This window comes from Chryseobacterium piperi (assembly GCF_002285635.2).
GTDB classification, from domain to species: domain Bacteria; phylum Bacteroidota; class Bacteroidia; order Flavobacteriales; family Weeksellaceae; genus Chryseobacterium; species Chryseobacterium piperi.
Genome location: NZ_CP023049.2, coordinates 3,719,721 through 3,737,185, shown reverse-complemented (window position 1 = coordinate 3,737,185; position 17,465 = coordinate 3,719,721). Strand labels below are relative to the sequence as shown.

The 17,465-nt window shown below is 35.7% G+C and carries 13 protein-coding genes; 9 read left to right on the top strand and 4 right to left on the bottom strand.

Annotated features, from left to right (window positions below; translation table 11 throughout):
- Positions 1 to 4: 4 nt before the first annotated feature.
- The 7 genes from CJF12_RS16315 to CJF12_RS16285 all read left to right on the top strand — a co-directional run bounded on the left by CJF12_RS16315 (position 5) and on the right by CJF12_RS16285 (position 10,124).
- Positions 5 to 2,830 carry a T9SS type B sorting domain-containing protein gene (locus CJF12_RS16315; RefSeq protein WP_034680999.1) on the top strand — a complete coding sequence of 942 codons (2,826 nt, stop codon included), beginning with the start codon at positions 5 to 7 and terminating at the stop codon, positions 2,828 to 2,830.
- A gap of 152 nt (positions 2,831 to 2,982) precedes the next feature.
- Entirely contained in the window at positions 2,983 to 6,339 is a 3,357-nt protein-coding gene (locus CJF12_RS16310) for a T9SS type B sorting domain-containing protein (protein ID WP_228423511.1), read from the top strand.
- Between the two features lie 152 nt (positions 6,340 to 6,491).
- Positions 6,492 to 7,280 carry a hypothetical protein gene (locus tag CJF12_RS16305; protein ID WP_034680996.1) on the top strand — a complete coding sequence of 263 codons (789 nt, stop codon included), beginning with the start codon at positions 6,492 to 6,494 and terminating at the stop codon, positions 7,278 to 7,280.
- 181 nt (positions 7,281 to 7,461) lie between these two features.
- Positions 7,462 to 8,238 carry a DUF6759 domain-containing protein gene (locus tag CJF12_RS16300; RefSeq protein WP_034680993.1) on the top strand — a complete coding sequence of 259 codons (777 nt, stop codon included), beginning with the start codon at positions 7,462 to 7,464 and terminating at the stop codon, positions 8,236 to 8,238.
- Between the two features lie 88 nt (positions 8,239 to 8,326).
- Entirely contained in the window at positions 8,327 to 9,004 is a 678-nt protein-coding gene (gene trmB, locus CJF12_RS16295; RefSeq protein ID WP_034680990.1) for a tRNA (guanosine(46)-N7)-methyltransferase TrmB, read from the top strand.
- A gap of 18 nt (positions 9,005 to 9,022) precedes the next feature.
- Complete coding sequence (locus CJF12_RS16290; protein WP_034680989.1) at positions 9,023 to 9,640, top strand: DUF6759 domain-containing protein; 618 nt, start codon at positions 9,023 to 9,025, stop codon at positions 9,638 to 9,640.
- A 40-nt stretch (positions 9,641 to 9,680) separates the two neighbouring features.
- The gene (locus CJF12_RS16285; RefSeq protein WP_034680988.1) at positions 9,681 to 10,124 is read left to right on the top strand and encodes a DUF6759 domain-containing protein; all 444 of its coding nucleotides are present in this window, start codon (positions 9,681 to 9,683) and stop codon (positions 10,122 to 10,124) included.
- A gap of 167 nt (positions 10,125 to 10,291) precedes the next feature.
- Here the strand turns inward: CJF12_RS16285 and rpsB are convergent, their stop codons facing one another.
- The 3 genes from rpsB to rplM all read right to left on the bottom strand — a co-directional run bounded on the left by rpsB (position 10,292) and on the right by rplM (position 12,092).
- A complete protein-coding gene (gene rpsB / locus CJF12_RS16280; RefSeq protein WP_034680986.1) occupies positions 10,292 to 11,053 on the bottom strand; it encodes a 30S ribosomal protein S2 in 762 nt (253 codons plus the stop codon).
- Positions 11,054 to 11,241: 188 nt separating this feature from the next.
- Positions 11,242 to 11,628 carry a 30S ribosomal protein S9 gene (gene rpsI, locus CJF12_RS16275; RefSeq protein WP_034680985.1) on the bottom strand — a complete coding sequence of 129 codons (387 nt, stop codon included), beginning with the start codon at positions 11,626 to 11,628 and terminating at the stop codon, positions 11,242 to 11,244.
- A gap of 8 nt (positions 11,629 to 11,636) precedes the next feature.
- Positions 11,637 to 12,092: a 50S ribosomal protein L13 gene (rplM, locus tag CJF12_RS16270; RefSeq protein WP_034680983.1), complete on the bottom strand. Its 456-nt coding sequence runs from the start codon at positions 12,090 to 12,092 to the stop codon at positions 11,637 to 11,639.
- Positions 12,093 to 12,492: 400 nt separating this feature from the next.
- Between rplM and CJF12_RS16265 the strand changes: the two genes are divergently transcribed.
- Positions 12,493 to 13,581, top strand: a complete 1,089-nt coding sequence (locus CJF12_RS16265) for a DUF3667 domain-containing protein (protein ID WP_034680980.1) — start codon at positions 12,493 to 12,495, stop codon at positions 13,579 to 13,581.
- Here CJF12_RS16265 and CJF12_RS16260 read toward each other — a convergent pair.
- Entirely contained in the window at positions 13,578 to 13,910 is a 333-nt protein-coding gene (locus CJF12_RS16260; RefSeq protein WP_034680977.1) for a hypothetical protein, read from the bottom strand. The two genes, CJF12_RS16265 and CJF12_RS16260, sit on opposite strands and share 4 nt — an antisense overlap.
- 184 nt (positions 13,911 to 14,094) lie before the next feature.
- On the opposite strand from CJF12_RS16260, the gene CJF12_RS16255 reads away from it, so the two are divergent.
- Entirely contained in the window at positions 14,095 to 17,442 is a 3,348-nt protein-coding gene (locus CJF12_RS16255; protein WP_034680975.1) for a methylmalonyl-CoA mutase family protein, read from the top strand.
- Positions 17,443 to 17,465: the final 23 nt, after the last annotated feature.

The following is a 17,465-nucleotide window of genomic DNA, read 5'->3' as shown; positions in this document are numbered from 1 at the left end:
ATCCATGAAAAAATCTCTACTTTATTTATTCCTATTTTTATTTTCATTTCATACAACATTCGCACAGCGAGACACAGATCATTGGTTCGCTCCTTATTTTGACAGTTCCTCAAGCTCCCCTACAAATTATACACACGGATTATATTTCTCTACAGATTCAGTAACCCCGTTTGAAATAAAAATTTATAGCAATAATACAGTTATCGGAACAGTAACCATTAGTAAAAGTAATCCGCAGACATTTATGTTGGGCGCACAATATATAAGAACAACAAGTTCTTCAAGCGCTTTGGTGCCTACTAATCTTGGAGTTTACACCAAAGGGGATAAACCTTATTTTGCAACTTTAAGAATATACAATATCTCCCACGGAGAAATTATCACTTCTAAAGGCAAGGCCGGAATCGGAACCCAATTTTATGCAGCTGCTACCCCTATGACCGTTAGCTCAATCTCCAATAATTTCACTACCGGAATTATGGCTACAGAAGACAATACTACGGTTACGATTTCAGGATATGACCCCAACATCCAGTTTATTAACAATACATCTCCTCCTCTATCACTTACAACAACCCTGAATAAAGGACAGTCTTACATCCTGGCTGGTCTTGGCAATACAGTGCCCAACCAAACCGGTTTTATAGGAGCAAAAATAGTTTCCGACAAACCTGTATCAGTTACTAATGGTAATTCAAATGGGTTCTATGCCACCGCAGCATATGCGGATGGATCGGACCTTATTATGGACCAGTCTGTACCATTAGAGCGTTTGGGGAATGAGTTTGCGATGGTAAAAAGCATTTCTACCAGCGGTGACAATATGGAAGGTGGAATCATTATCGCTACAGAAAATAATACTGAAATATATCTGAATGCAGGTACAACCCCTGTAGCAACTATTAACGAGGGAGATTATTATAGAATTATGGCTAACGCTTACGCCACACAAGCCGGAGGACATTCAAACATTTATATTCGTACTACAAAAAATGTATACTTATACCAATTAATAGGAGCTGGCAGCGCTAATAATACCGGAGGCTATAATTACATTCCACCATTAAACTGCTTTTTACCAAGGAAAATTGATGAAATTGGAAAAATCCATGAAATGCCTAGCTACAATGGTAATGTTAATTTAAAATTAAATATTTTAACCGAAGCAGGTGCTGCAGTAACGGTCAACGGGATGGCTCCCACTGCAGCGCAGGGTCCATTTCCTCTCACAGGAAACACACAATGGGTAACTTATGCAATACAAGGAATAACAGGAAATGTAACCATCACTTCTACTAAAGCCGTTACCGCCGGAATTAATGGTGGATACAGTACAGCCGGTTATGGAGGATACTTCGCAGGATTCTCCTCCATACCGGTAATCGCTAAACAAACCGGGGATTGCATTCCCGGGATAATATTAGAAGTTGATGACAGTTTTGAAACCTATCAATGGTCATTAAACGGAAATCCTATTCCGGGAGCAACAAGCAATTCTTATACTCCTACTCAGGCAGGAAACTACACTGTAAGAATTACTGTAGGAAGCTGCCCACCAGCAATAACTCCTGTATATAAAGTATTCTCATGTCTTGAGCAATCTACTAAAACAATGACCATTTGCGAAGGCTATCAAGCCATTGTTCCTGAATTCACCAACTCTACCCAAATATATGTACCAGGAACAGTAACCATTGTTACTCCACCTGCTAATGGTACAGCAACGATTGATCCAGTAACAGGAGTAATAACCTATATTCCTAATTTTGGATATTTTGGTCCTGATACAATTGTTTATAAATTTTGCGGCAATGCTCCGGAGTTCATTGATTGTGAACAAGTATCTTTAAACTTGACAGTTTCCGCAACTCCGGTTGTCAATAATGCTACACTACGAACTTGTTTTCTTGAGCAGAATCCTACTACAGGCTTATTTAACCTGACAGCAGCAGCAGTAACATCACAAACCGGAGTAACTAAAAAATACTATCCTTCTCCTACTGATGCAGTCAACGGAACGAATGAAATTATCAATCCTATCGCCTATATCGCCCCTAATGGAGTAGTATATATAAAAGTAACTAATGCAAACGGGTGTTATAAAGTTGTCGAAGTAACACTTATTGTTTTAGCACCTATAAAATCTACCGTATTGGTTGATAAAATTATTTGTATGGAAGACAAAACTACTCTTGACGCAGGTCCCGGATTCAACTCTTACGAATGGAGTACAGGAGCTTCAACGCAAACTATTACCAATGTCGGAGTAGGAACTTATTGGGTCAAATTAAAAACCGGAGAGTGTGTCACTACACAGACCGTAAACGTATATGCATCTGAACAGCCTGTAATTTCAAATATTGATATTACAAGCAACACTGTTACTGTATATGCTAATGGCGGAACACCTCCTTATAAATATTCGATAGATAATATTAACTGGCAGGATTCTAATGTATTTTCGGATATCCCTCGGGGGGATATTACGGTTTATATAAAAGACACTTATAATTGTCTCCCTATTAGCGTAAGCATAACAATCCCTAACCTAGTCAATGTAATTACTCCTAATGACGATGGAATTAATGATATTATTGATTACTCATCATTATCATATAAACCCAACATGACATTTAATATCTATGATAGGTATGGCGCTAAAATCCACCAAGGGGATAAAAGTAACGGATATAAATGGAATGGAACGACTAATGGGAGCAAAAGAGTCTCTACAGGAAATTATTGGTTCGACATCAGTTGGAACGAATCCAACAAAAGACAAACCCCAATAAAATTCTCCGGTTGGATCTTAGTCAAAAACAGAGAATAATACCTCTAAGTAATTTCTAAAAAGCCACGATTTAACATCGCGGCTTTTTTATTATTTTTCAACACGTTACTGCTTTTTATTATTAAATTTGCGTTAAAAGCTAATATTAAATGAATAAAATTCTATCCTTTCTCTTTATATTTTGTGTTTTCATGTCAACTTTTGCTCAGTTAGACAGAGAACACTGGTTTGCCCCTATGATAGATAGAACCGGAAATCCTAATCCAAATCAAAAATTATATTTATCCACCAACCGGGCTACATCATTCCCGGTAAGTATTTATAATAACAATATATTAATCGGCACATTAAATATTAGCAAAAATAATCCTCAAAAGTTTGATGTTCTAAGAGACTATATTATCACTACCCAACAAACAGATCTGTTCACTCCAACATCTAAAGGCTTGTATTTAAAAGCTGAATTCCCCTTCTACGCTAATTTAAGATTCTCGGTATTCAATCATGCAGAAATTATTACATCAAAAGGAATTCCTTCTACAGGAAAAGCATTCTTTGCAGCAAGCGCGCCAATCACCGTAAACAATATTATTCTGAATTTCATGACTAGTGTATTGGCAACAGAGGATAATACTACAGTGACCATATCCGGCTACAAGCCTTCCGTTCAATTCTCTAATGGGACAACCGGAACCTCCAATCCTGTTTTAACTTTCAACCTTAATAAAGGACAATCATACATCATTGAAGGGATAGGGAACATAACCGGAAATTTTGATGGATTTATTGGCGCTAAAATAATCTCGAATAAACCCATTAACATTACCAATGGTAATTTCAATGGCCAATATGCAGGAAATTACCCAACCAGCTCAGATATACTTATGGATCAAGCTGTTCCGATAGAAAGGCTCGGCAATGAATTCGCCCTGGTAAAAGGAAACGGAAGTATCGGAGCCAGTATGGAAGAAGCTCTTGTTATTGCTACTGAAAATAATACTCAGGTATTTGTTAATAATGAGCTCACTCCAATAGCCACAATAAATACCGGCCAATATTTTATTATTCCCGATAGCAAATATCAGTTACAAGGAAATAATCATTATAATCTATACATTAAAACTTCAAAAAATGCCTATATCTATCAAATGCTTGCGGGAGATTCAGGAGTAGGTAATGAGGTAGCGACAGGTGGTTTTAATTTCATTCCTGCTTTAAACTGTTATTTACCCAAACAAATTAATGAACTTGGTCTTATTGATGAAAATTTTGTTCATTCCAATAATAACCCCAACGGGATTCTTAACATTCCCACCAAGCTTAACCTTATTACAGAAAGAGGCGCCAATGTAACAATAAACGGTATTATTCCACCTTCAACTACAGGTCCTTTCAACATGACAGGTACAAATAATTGGGTCACATACGGAATTCCAAATGTAACCGGAACAATTACTGTTGTCGCAGACAAAGCTATTACCGCAGGGATCAATGCGGGAAGTGATGCTGTGGGATATGGAGGTTTTTTTGCCGGATTTCCTACACAGCCTGTTATTTTAAAGTCAGGAGGAGATTGTGTTCCTGGTATTATTCTTACTGTAGATCCAGCTATTTACAATGCTTATCAATGGTACAGAAATGGGGTACTTATTCCCGGGGCAACAGCTATATCCTATACTCCAACACAATCAGGAAATTATACATGTGCTGTAACCATGGGCAGTTGCGTTCCATTAATAACAGAGCCATACAAAGTTTTAAACTGTACCGTACAAAGCTCTGCTACATATAACGTTTGCACCGCTCACAATATAATCCCTACATTTAGCAACTCACCTCAAACTCCAGTTGTATCTACAATAGCTATTACAACTTCTCCTACTTTAGGAACCGTGGTCGTTAATCCTACAACCGGAGTTATTACATACACTGTTACGAGCCCCGGAACTACTGGAGCAGATACTTTTACTTACACATTTTGTGGTAATGATCAAGATTTTCCAGATTGCGAAACAATAACAGTAACTATTAATATCCAAGCTCTAACGGTAACCAATACCACATTATCTGCATGTAATATAAATGGCCAAGGTACATTTAACCTCACTTCTGCAAATGTCACCAACAATACTCCTGTAACCATTACTTACTACCCAAGCCTGATAGATGCGCAGACAGAAAATCCTACAGCCTTAATAACCAATCCCTCTACTTATACCGCACCTAATGGTACGATTGTCTATGCAGTAGTAAAAAACCCCGCAGGATGCAAAAATATTGCCGAAATTATCCTCAATCTTTATCCTGTAGCCATTGTCTTACAAAATTATACCGGAACATTCTGTGACGATAATTTTGATGGTATTGCAAGCGTTGTTTTATCCGACGTTACTCCTTTAATCCTTAATAATCCGGCTTACTTTACAAACGTGCGGTATTATGCTAATTTGACTGATGCTACTGCCGGAAACGCAAATACATTACCTGGCACATGGAGCTTCAGCACTTCCACTACTATTTACATAAGAGTGGATTCGCCGGATGGATGTGCCTCTGTCATCCAGCCTTTAAATCTTAATATCGGCGCCAGAATTCAGCTTATCAAAGATACAGTAACCGAAAGTTTTTGTGATGATGATCTCGATGGTGTTAAACAGGTTGATCTTACTCAATACATCAGCCAGTTTACAACAGATCCGTTAGTAACTGTAAGTTATCATAACAGTCTGACAGATGCCCAAAATGATATCAATCCGATCAGTAATCCAGCATCTGTAACAGGTACCCAAACCATATATGTCAGATTTGAAAAAACTGGCGTCTGCGCTCAGATTGGAAAAATTATTATAACCATCAAGGTTCCTAAAAAATCGGCTATTTTAACAGACCTTATTATCTGTCCCAAGACTACTGCAACATTAGACGCCGGCCCTGGCTTTGAAAGCTATCTATGGAGCAACGGTGCTACTACACCTTCTATTTCCAATATACCTGCAGGAAGTTACTGGGTTGATTTAAAATATAATGGTTGTATTTACAGACAATATGTAAATATAACAGAATCAGAGCTACCTTCCATTATTTCAATAGATATCAATGGAACAACAGTAACGATAGGCGCTGGCGGCGGAGTTCCACCTTATCAGTATTCTTTAGATGGAATTACATGGCAAACTTCCAATGTATTTCAAAATATTCCCCGAGGAAGTTATATTGCTTACGTACGGGATTCCAAAAGATGTAATGACGCTCAGCGACCTTTTACAATTATCGATCTGATCAACACTATAACTCCAAATGATGATGGTCATAACGATGCCATCAACTATTCAGCTCTGATGACAAAGGATCAGATTGAGTTTAGAATTTATGATAGATATGGTGCTGAAGTTTTCAGAGGAAACCCTTCCAATAAATATACCTGGGATGGAAGATTAGGAGGAAGGCCCGTATCAACAGCTACCTACTGGTATACTATTAGCTGGACGGAGTATGGAGCCAGTACAACGGTTAAATATTCAAGTTGGCTTTTAGTGAAAAACAGGTAACTCAAATAACCTATTGGTATAAAATATGCTTTTATAGTACTACTTATAACATTCATTAACAATTTGGAAGTAAAGTTTAATATAACTTTAACCTGTTTTCACTATCTATATAGGTATAAACTGAGGTAATTCTATGTAATTTTGCCCATTATATGAAGAAACTTATTACTCTATTGCTGCTGGTTTTTCTGGCAAAAATCAACGCTCAAATATATTCGGGGGAAGTTTTCCTGAGAGATAATTCAATTTTATATCTCAATCAGGTTTATGTCACCAATCTTAATACTCAAAAAACTGTCCTGACAGATTATAACGGAGATTTTAATATCCCAGCTAGCCCCGGTGATATGATTCGTTTTACTTCTATTGTTACGGAGAGAAAAGATATCCAACTTACACCACAAATGTTTGGTATTAAAAGTTTAATAGAGTTAAAAATAGCGTACCATGATATTCAGGAGGTTGTAATCAGCAGATTTAAGCCTACAGGAAACTTACGATATGATGTGAATGCCATAACCAAGAAGGACAAAGCACTCGAACTGAAAAAGGTAATTGGCTTACCCGAACCTAAAGGAGATGGAACTCCTCCTCAGCTTCCGGTTGCAGGGCTTAGAGATGGAGGTCTTACCTTCAGTTTGGAAAGTATTTATGATATCCTATCCGGTGAAAGAAAAAAGAAACAACGCTATGTTGCGTATGAAAATATGAATAATTCGGTTACTCAAATTAAAAATTACCTGGGTAAGGATTATTTCTTAAAATTCAAGATTCCTGAAAATTTAATTGATAACTTTTTGCAATTTGTTTACTCATCAGAAAACATACAACCATACATACAGTCCGGAAATTTTGAGGCTGTAAAAGTTCCGATAGAAAAGTATTTACCTATTTATCAAAGAAGATTAAAAAACTCTCACCTTCAGGAAATCATAAAATAAGAATAACATATTAGGTTGATTATTTTTAAAAATTATTGCTTTCATAAGTAATATATTCTTAACTTTATGTCACAAGCTGGTGTTTAAAATAAAAACAATAGTATTTCGTTATCACATTAAAGACTAATTGGCCAGAAAACAAATAAGGAGGAATACCAAATTTTAACCTAATATTTGTTCAATGAAAAAAATGCTTTTATTCTTTTGTTCCGCTTTATTCCTTAGTCTGTCTGCTCAGAAAAAAGCAAAAGACTATAGTAATATCATTAAAAGTAAAAACATTTATGAGATAAATGCTTTTTTAAGAGATGCCCATCCGGATGATCCCAGGAGATCAGTATTGAAGCCTAAGGTGATGGACATGATGCGGGAGTATATCAAGGACGCTCATCCAGAGGATCAAAAGGTCAAAGAAATGCAGGAAATGCTTGCCCTATTAAAAAGGCGTCCTTCTACTAAAATTACTTTTGATGAAATGAATGCCATCATCAAACAAAAGCAAATCGCAAAATATAAAGCAGAACTAGCCGCCAAAAAATCGTTGATAGAATTTACTCCAAGTAATGCACAAAATGCTATTGTCACCAATACTTCAACGACTACTGTAGCTATACCAGATGCTGAAGCTGAAGAGTTTAATATGCTGATGACCGTATCTCCTGTAGAACATAAAAATAAAACGGTAAAAATATTAAATTCACTATTTGATAATGATCCTATGAGCAAAGAATGTATTGTTCTTATTGAAAACAAATCGGATTGCAATATCATTGTCAGAATGGAAGGTGTTGGCGTTACCAAGTACAGACTTGCTGTTCCTGCTCACAATGAAAATTCAATTGTCATAGAAAAAGGGGATTATCTTTTTACAAGCCTGGTTTGCGGAGCTCAATATGCCTCTCAGAAAACCATAAAAAAACCAATTTTAGTTGCTTTAGGAACTTCAGAATCTAAGTAAATATACAAACAGAGTATAGCCTTTTCTATTCAAAAACAAGGTATTCTATATTAAATTCATTATTTTTGCCCGATTTTCATTTATACTCATGGGCAAAAATAAAATAGCAAGATTCGAAGAAAACAAAACATTACCTAATGTTATTCAACCAACAAGAGAAGAAGCCTTAACCGGATTCAATCTTAAAGGAAAGTGGAGAACGGAATTTTTCAAAAATGACAATCCCATTGTTCTTGAATTAGGTTGCGGAAAAGGAGAATACTCTGTAGGACTGGCAAAAGCTTTCCCTGAAAAAAACTTCATTGGAATTGATATCAAAGGAGCCAGATTTTGGTTTGGAGCAAAAGAAGCCGTTGAAAGTAACATGTCTAATGTTGCATTTCTAAGATCACAGATAGAGCTTGTTGATAATTTTTTTGCAGAAAATGAGGTAGATGAAATATGGATCACCTTCCCTGATCCACAGATTAAATACCGCCGTACAAAACATAGACTTACGCATCCTGATTTCTTAGATCGATATAAGAAATTCTTAAAGCCCGGCGGAATTATCCATTTAAAAACAGATTCTGAATTTTTACATGGATATACTTTAGGCTTCCTTCAAGGAGCTGGCTATGAAATCATTACAGCACACCATGATATCTACGGTGCCCCGGAATATGATCCGAACACTGAACATTTAAGAGACATAAAAACCTATTATGAAGAACTTTTCTCTGCAAAAGGGAAAACCATAACTTATATTAAGTTCCGAATAAGTTGACCTTAAAATAAAATCCTGATGAAAAAAAAATTTCTCACTATTTTATTCTTCACTTTCTTAACCCCCTGTTTAGCTACCGCTCAAAAAAACAGAAAACACATTTTAAAAAGCACAAATATTAAAGAAATTGAAGAGTATTTAGAAAAAACACATCCCGAAGATCCTAAAAGAAACCTTTTAAAATCTAAATTAATCGCATTAAAGAACCAGCAGTGGACACTTGGTAAAAAAGATGCGAAACCCATGGAGTCAAGACCGGTAATTGCTGAAATCCCCACTAAAAGACCCAATGAGATTGAAGAATTTAAACGCTTGATGTCTAAAGATTCTAAGGATCATAATGAAAAGACAGCAAAACTTTTGAACTCCATGTTTGATGAAGACATTACCCGCAAAGAAGCTATCTTCCTATTCAAAAATGATTCTGACTGTAATCTGATTTTAAAAATTCAGGGCGAAAAATTCTATAATATGGCAGTTCCTGCACACGATGAAAACTTTATTGTGATAAAAAAAGGAAGCTATACTATTGAAAGCAATGTCTGTGATGTGAAATACCAGACCAAGAAAGACATTAAAAAAAATATTATTTTGAGTATCAGCAATCCTGAACAGATAGGGACTCAAAGCAAATAAATTAAAAGTAAATCTTAAATTTACTGATCAAAAATTATCTATGAAAAATAAATTGGCTTTGTCCTGCGGTATTCTGGCTTTATCTCTGGTTAGCTGCAGTGTCAATTATAATAATTATCCTGTAAGGAACAGATTCCCTAATACGACAAATAACACTCCTTCTACGGCTAATATAGAAAGAGAATACAGTGAGCTTGTAAAAACTTACAAGCCAGACACCACTGAAGTGCTTAATAGCCTTTTAAATGGCTCCTCTGATGACAACAGAACCTCTTTTACAGTGGAGAATAAATCACCTTGTAATATGGTCCTTACTATAAGCGGTAATAATTTTTATAAGAAAATACCTATTGCTGCCGGTAAAATGGGGTATACCATGCTTCCGAAAAACCAGAATTACAGACTATCCGGTGTCCTTTGCAGATCGGTTTACCAATCTACTAAATTCATCTCTGATTCTTATACCATAAGTTTATCAAACTAAAATAAAAAAACTGCTAGAATTTTATTCTAGCAGTTTTTTTATGTCCTCTACTATTATTGAAATATATCAAAATACAATCATCAATAATTAGCTAATAAATAATAGACAAAAAAAGCAGCGGAATAAAATTCCACTGCTTTTAAAATATTTTAAAGATAAACCTTTAATTATTCAGCATCAAAATCAGCATCTGTATCAGCAGATACTTTTTCTCCTTCTTCTTTAGATTTTTCTTTGTCAGCTTTTCTTTGAGATTGACCCTCTCTGATAGAATCAGAAACAACATTCAAAATCATATCGATAGACTTAGAAGCATCATCATTTCCTGGAATAACGAAATCTACTTTTCTTGGGTCAGAGTTGGTATCAACGATACCGAAAACTGGAATACCTAATTTTTTAGCTTCAGTTACAGCGATGTGCTCTCTTAAGATATCAACAACAAATATTGCAGAAGGAAGACGAACCATGTCAGCGATAGAACCTAAGTTCTTCTCTAGGTTAGCTCTTTGTCTGTCTACCTGAAGTCTTTCTTTTTTAGATAAAGTTTCGAACGTTCCATCTTTTTTCATTTTATCGATAGAGTTCATTTTCTTAACAGCCTTTCTGATTGTAACAAAGTTTGTTAACATACCACCAGGCCATCTTTCTGTAATATAAGGCATATTAAGTTCTGAAGCGTGCTTAGCAACAACTTCTTTTGCTTGCTTTTTAGTAGCTACAAAAAGAACTTTTTTACCTGCAGAAGTAAGTTTTTCTAAAGCGCTGCACGCTTCATCTAACTTCACTGCTGTTTTATGTAAGTCTACAATGTGAATACCATTTTTCTCCATAAAAATGTATGGAGCCATATTTGGATTCCACTTTCTAGTCATGTGACCGAAGTGTACACCAGCCTCTAAAAGGTCTTTTACATTTGCTTTTGCCATGTTTTCTGTTTTTGTTAGTTTACTTTCCGTCTTTTAAACAATCAACAACTTCTTTAGATGGGAGAAGCGTTTGGATGCTAAACGTAACGGGCAATTTTTTGTTTAGATAATAGAGCCAAGAACCAAGAGCCGAGATTGAAGACTGAAAAAAATCCTGAATCTTGTGTCTGATATCTTGAATCTCGAAATTAACGTTTTGAGAATTGGAATCTCTTTCTTGCTTTTTTCTGACCTGGCTTCTTTCTTTCCACCATTCTTGCATCTCTTGTAAGTAAACCAGCAGGCTTTAAAGCTAATCTGAATTCAGCATTGATTTCACATAACGCTCTTGAAATACCTAATCTGATAGCTTCTGCCTGACCTGTATTTCCACCACCGAAAACATTTACGGTAACGTCATACTGACCAACAGTTTCAGAAAGGATGAACGGTTGGTTTAATTTATAAACCATTACGTCTGTAGAGAAATATTCTTTAGCATCTTTACCGTTTACTGTAATATTACCAGCACCTGGTCTTACATAAACTCTTGCTACAGAAGTCTTTCTTCTTCCGATTTTATGAACTATAGACATATTAATAATTATTTAAATTCGTTAATATTAATTGTTTTAGGCTGTTGAGCTTCATGTTTGTGCTCAGTTCCTTCATATAAATAAAGGTTCTTCAATAAAGCAGATCCTAATCTGTTTTTAGGTAACATACCTTTTACAGATTTTTCTAATACTTTTAAAGAATCTTTCTTTTGAAGTTCAGCCGCAGTCATAGACTTTTGACCTCCAGGATATCCTGTATGCCAGATATAAGTCTTATCAGCCCACTTGTTTCCGGAAAGTGTAATTTTCCCAGCATTCAAAACAATAACGTTATCACCACAATCTACGTGGGGTGTAAAGTTTGTTTTGTGCTTACCTCTCAAAATCTTTGCAACCTGAGAAGCTAGTCTTCCCAACGGTTGTCCTTCAGCGTCTACCACAACCCATTCTTTATTAGCAGTAGCTTTGTTCGCTGAAACAGTTTTGTAACTTAATGTATTCACACGTTTTAGTTAAAGATTAAACATAATTTTCCCTCTAAGGGTGTGCAAAGATACAAATAAAATTTGTAATGGAAAAACATATTTGATTTAATGTATCCATTAGACGTTTTGGTTAAACGATTCGACAGATTTCATCTATGGAAAATTATCTTGGCACAAATATTGCAAAATCAAATACGATGAAAAAAAAGTTTTAGAAGATTCTAAAAACACAAGTGATAAAGTAAAGAGTTTAGATACTAAACTCTTACTTTATTAACTTTTACACAACAATTCCCACATTTACTTAGCAATTAACGATTTCCTTATTTGTATAAAATTTTATTTTTTAGGAATTTTAACTAAAAAATTATTTTTCTTTCTCTAAATAATTATATTTGCTCATAAAGCCTTAAAAACCATGAGCCACGGAAAAATAAGAGAAGAAAAAAACTGCCTTAACTGCGGACATATAGTAGAGGAAAGATTCTGCCCACATTGCGGACAGGAAAATATCCAGCCACGACAGCCCTTCTATTATCTTTTCACTCATTTTATTGAAGACTTTACCCATTATGACGGACAATTCTGGAAGACCATAAAATATTTACTTTTCCAACCGGGAAAACTAACCAAAGAATACTTATCAGGAAAAAGACAATTCTATGTTGCTCCGGTAAAATTGTACATATTTATCAGCTTTATAACATTCTTCGTCCCTACCCTTTTCTCACAATCTGAGGATACAGATGATGAAGCCATAGAAAAACATTCAATACAAAAAGATAATAAAGACCTGGCAGCAAAAATAATTGACAGTGTAAAAAGTGGAATCATTGTAGAGAGCAATACTAAAAATGATAGTATCATCAATAAAGGTATCTCGAAATTAAAAAACCTTGAAGATGTAATTGATAAAAAAGAAATCCTGAGTTCTCAAAAAGATCAGTTTGCAATATTGGGAGCGACTTCAATGAAAGAATACGATTCTTTAAGTATCAAAGGAGGCCGAACCTACACCTCTGTAAGACCTTTTGCAAAAAAGATTTTTCATTTGCAGGACAGAGGTCTCAAGAGAAAGGAAATTATAGCCCGTTTCGTAGATACATTTATCCATTCATTTCCGAAAGCTCTTTTTATTTACCTACCTGTATTTGCTTTTTTTCTCTGGATTTTTCACAATAAGAAAAAGTGGTGGTATTTTGACCATGGAATATTTACACTCCATTACTTCTCCTTTCTCTTATCGAGTACTTTAATTTTTATTCTTGCCAATCATCTTATAGCAGTGGTTCCAAGTTATACTATTATTAAAGTTATTTTCGGACTTTGTTACACCGCACTATTCTTTTATACTTGCGCTTATTTCTTTATTGCACACCACAGGGTTTATGAAAATAGCAAAAGAGCAAGCATTTTAAAAGGCTCTCTTTTATTTATAATCAATTGTATCGGATTACTTTTTATGCTTATGATATTGACTTATATCAGTTTTGTAACCATGCACTAATTCCGCAAAGATTTACTTCCCCTAAAGCTTGCTATTAAATAATAGGCTACAAAAACAGTTGAAAATTTAAGAATAGATGGGATCGCAAGCTGTATATTAAAAATAAGAGTTCCAATTACTACCAGTACTCCCATTGCCGCAAAAGATAATCCGAGTTTTTGTGACAGTGTAAAGTTTGGGGTATCCAGATAATAAGCTAATCCCCAGGCAAACCCGAAAGCAATTGCATAATAGAGATCAAGACCGATATTCTGGCTACTTAAGAAAAAATAATTGATCAGAAAACTAACCACAGTCCCGAGAGCGAAATAAACCAAAGCTTTTTGCATACTATAAAATATTCTGCAAAAGTAAGTAAATTACTTTTTACTTCTTATCTACCCCTTCTTCCATATGGGGAAAACACAAGCACAAAAAATACAATAAATAACTGTAAACAAATCAATTAACCATAAAAACCCGATTCTTATTTTATTGTTATATTTGAGAATTCAGAAATTTTCTAGATTTTTTATGGAAACCCAAAAATATACTCCTAAAAACAAAGTAAGAATTGTAACCGCAGCGTCGTTATTTGACGGACATGATGCGGCAATTAATATTATGCGTCGTGTTATTCAGGGAACGGGATGCGAAGTCATTCACCTTGGTCACGATAAATCAGCAGAGGAAGTTGTTAATACAGCTATTCAGGAAGATGCTAATGCTATCGCTTTAACCTCCTATCAGGGAGGTCATAATGAATATTTCAAATATATCTACGACCTGTTAAGAGAAAAAAACTCCCCACAGATTAAAATCTTTGGCGGCGGAGGCGGTGTTATTCTACCTGACGAAATTGAAGACCTAATGTCTTATGGGATCGATAGAATTTATTCTCCGGACGACGGACGTGAGCTTGGTCTTCAAGGGATGATTGATGATCTGGTTAACAGATCAGACTTCGCAACAGGAAAAGATGTTACGGCTAAAGATTTAGATTCAATCAGCTTTGAAAACTCAACCAGCATTGCTAAAGTTATTTCCGCTGTTGAAAACTTTTCAGATGAAAAGCCTGAACTGGTAAAAGCAATTGATGATAAAGCAAAAGATTTAATCATTCCTATTATCGGAATTACGGGTACCGGTGGGGCCGGAAAATCTTCTTTAACTGATGAACTGGTAAGACGCTTTTTAAGATCAAATCCCGATAAAAAAATTGCCATCATCTCAATTGACCCTTCCAAAAAGAAAACCGGAGGTGCTCTATTGGGAGATAGAATCCGTATGAATGCGATCAATGATCCAAGAGTTTATATGCGCTCTATGGCAACAAGAGAAAATAATGTTTCTGTTTCTCCATTCATTCACTCAGCTTTAAACGTTTTAAAACTGGCTCACCCTGATGTTATTATCTTAGAAACTTCAGGTATCGGACAGTCAGGCTCAGAGGTTTCTGACTTTGCTGATGTTTCAATGTATGTGATGACTCCTGAATATGGAGCATCTACACAGTTAGAAAAAATTGACATGTTGGATTATGCAGATCTGGTAGCACTTAACAAATCTGATAAACGAGGTGCTTTAGACGCTTTGCAGGCTGTAAGAAAACAGTTCCAAAGAAACCACCTTTTGTGGGAAAGTCCGCTAGATGATATGCCGGTATATGCTACCAAAGCTTCTCAGTTTAATGATCATGGAACGACAGAATTATACAACAGATTAATTTCAAAAGTAAATGATCAGTTTTCAGAATTAGACCTCAAAACTTTTATTGAACAGGAAATTACAGACGAAGTCACTATCATTCCACCTAAAAGAGTTCGGTACCTTTCTGAAATTGTTGAAAATAACAGACACTATGATGCCATTGTTGAAAAACAGGCAGAATTAGCCAGAAAAATGTATCATATCCAAGGGGTTAAAAATATTATTTCCAATGAAGCTTTAGACGCTGAATATCAAAAAGCAGAAAAAGATCTTCAACAGGAAAATATTGACTTCCTTGAAAATTGGGAAGATACTAAGAAGGCTTTCCATGAAGAATTCTTCTCCTATTTTGTACGTGGAAAAGAAATCAAAGTAGAAACCTCAACAGAATCTTTATCTCATCTGAAAATTCCCAAAATAGCTCTACCAAAATATCATGATTGGGGAGATCTGATTCAGTGGAAAGGTCAGGAAAATCTTCCGGGAAACTTCCCATATACAGCGGGGATTTATCCATTCAAAAGAACTGGTGAAGACCCTACAAGAATGTTTGCCGGGGAAGGAGGTCCGGAAAGAACCAACAGAAGATTCCATTACGTTTCTGCAGAAATGCCGGCAAAACGTCTATCTACTGCATTTGACTCAGTAACTTTATATGGTCAGGACCCTGCTTTACCACCGGATATCTATGGTAAAATCGGAAATGCAGGCGTATCTATCGCTACATTAGACGATGCCAAAAAACTATACTCAGGATTTGATCTGATTAATGCAATGACTTCGGTTTCAATGACCATTAACGGACCTGCTCCCATGTTATTAGCTTTCTTTATGAATGCTGCTATTGATCAGAACGTTGAAAAATATATTGCAGAACACAAGCTAGAAGCTAAAGTTGAAGCTGTTCTAAAGGCAAAATTTGACGATAAAGGATTAGAGCGACCAAAATATAATGGTGAACTTCCCCCTTCAAATAACGGGTTAGGGCTACAATTATTAGGAATCACCGGAGATGAAGTAATTCCTAAAGAAGACTACGAAAAAATTAAAGCCCATACGATCGCTACAGTACGTGGTACGGTACAGGCAGATATATTAAAAGAGGATCAAGCACAAAATACTTGTATCTTCTCGACAGAATTTGCTCTAAGATTGATGGGTGATGTTCAGGAATATTTTATTACGGAAAAAGTAAGAAACTTTTATTCGGTTTCTATCTCAGGATATCATATTGCAGAAGCTGGTGCCAATCCGGTATCCCAGTTAGCATTTACATTGGCTAATGGTTTCACTTATGTGGAATATTATTTAAGTCGTGGAATGGATATTAATGATTTCGCACCTAACCTTTCATTCTTCTTCTCCAATGGTATCGACCCTGAGTATTCAGTGATCGGACGTGTAGCAAGAAGAATCTGGGCAAAAGCTATGAAAATAAAATATGGAGCCGATGAAAGAAGTCAGATGCTAAAATATCACATTCAGACTTCGGGACGTTCTCTTCATGCCCAGGAAATTGATTTCAATGATATCAGGACCACATTGCAAGCGTTATACGCTATCTATGATAACTGTAATTCTCTTCATACCAATGCTTATGATGAGGCTATCACAACCCCTACAGAGCAATCGGTAAGAAGAGCGATGGCTATCCAGTTGATTATTAATAAAGAATTAGGTTTAGCGAAAAATGAAAATCCTCTTCAAGGCTCATTTATCATAGAAGAATTAACGGATCTTGTTGAAGAAGCGGTTTATGCAGAGTTCGACAGAATTACAGAAAGAGGTGGTGTTCTTGGTGCGATGGAAACCATGTATCAACGCTCAAAAATCCAGGAAGAGTCCATGCACTATGAATGGCTTAAGCATACGGGAGAATACCCAATTATCGGAGTAAATACTTTCCTTGGTAAAGATGGTTCACCAACGGTTCGCCCGGGAGAAGTCATCCGCTCTACTGAAGAAGAAAAGCAGGTTCAGATTGAAACGCTTCATAATTTCCAGCAAGCAAACCAGGATAAATCCGAAGCAGCTTTAAAAGAATTGCAATATGCAGCGATCAACCAACAAAACTTATTTGGAGTGATGATGGATGCTGTAAAATACTGTTCTCTTGGACAAATCACCAATGCTTTATTTGAAGTAGGTGGTAAGTACAGAAGAAATATGTAATGTAATATAATATTAAACAAATA

Coding starts and splice junctions, on each gene's coding strand:
- CJF12_RS16260 (WP_034680977.1), bottom strand. CDS start 13,910: ATGCAAAAAGCTTTGGTTTATTTCGCTCTCGGGACTGTGGTTAGTTTT.
- CJF12_RS16265 (WP_034680980.1), top strand. CDS start 12,493: ATGAGCCACGGAAAAATAAGAGAAGAAAAAAACTGCCTTAACTGCGGA.
- rpsI (WP_034680985.1), bottom strand. CDS start 11,628: ATGTCTATAGTTCATAAAATCGGAAGAAGAAAGACTTCTGTAGCAAGA.
- rpsB (WP_034680986.1), bottom strand. CDS start 11,053: ATGGCAAAAGCAAATGTAAAAGACCTTTTAGAGGCTGGTGTACACTTC.
- CJF12_RS16255 (WP_034680975.1), top strand. CDS start 14,095: ATGGAAACCCAAAAATATACTCCTAAAAACAAAGTAAGAATTGTAACC.
- CJF12_RS16300 (WP_034680993.1), top strand. CDS start 7,462: ATGAAAAAAATGCTTTTATTCTTTTGTTCCGCTTTATTCCTTAGTCTG.
- CJF12_RS16285 (WP_034680988.1), top strand. CDS start 9,681: ATGAAAAATAAATTGGCTTTGTCCTGCGGTATTCTGGCTTTATCTCTG.
- CJF12_RS16310 (WP_228423511.1), top strand. CDS start 2,983: ATGTCAACTTTTGCTCAGTTAGACAGAGAACACTGGTTTGCCCCTATG.
- trmB (WP_034680990.1), top strand. CDS start 8,327: ATGGGCAAAAATAAAATAGCAAGATTCGAAGAAAACAAAACATTACCT.
- CJF12_RS16315 (WP_034680999.1), top strand. CDS start 5: ATGAAAAAATCTCTACTTTATTTATTCCTATTTTTATTTTCATTTCAT.
- CJF12_RS16305 (WP_034680996.1), top strand. CDS start 6,492: ATGAAGAAACTTATTACTCTATTGCTGCTGGTTTTTCTGGCAAAAATC.
- CJF12_RS16290 (WP_034680989.1), top strand. CDS start 9,023: ATGAAAAAAAAATTTCTCACTATTTTATTCTTCACTTTCTTAACCCCC.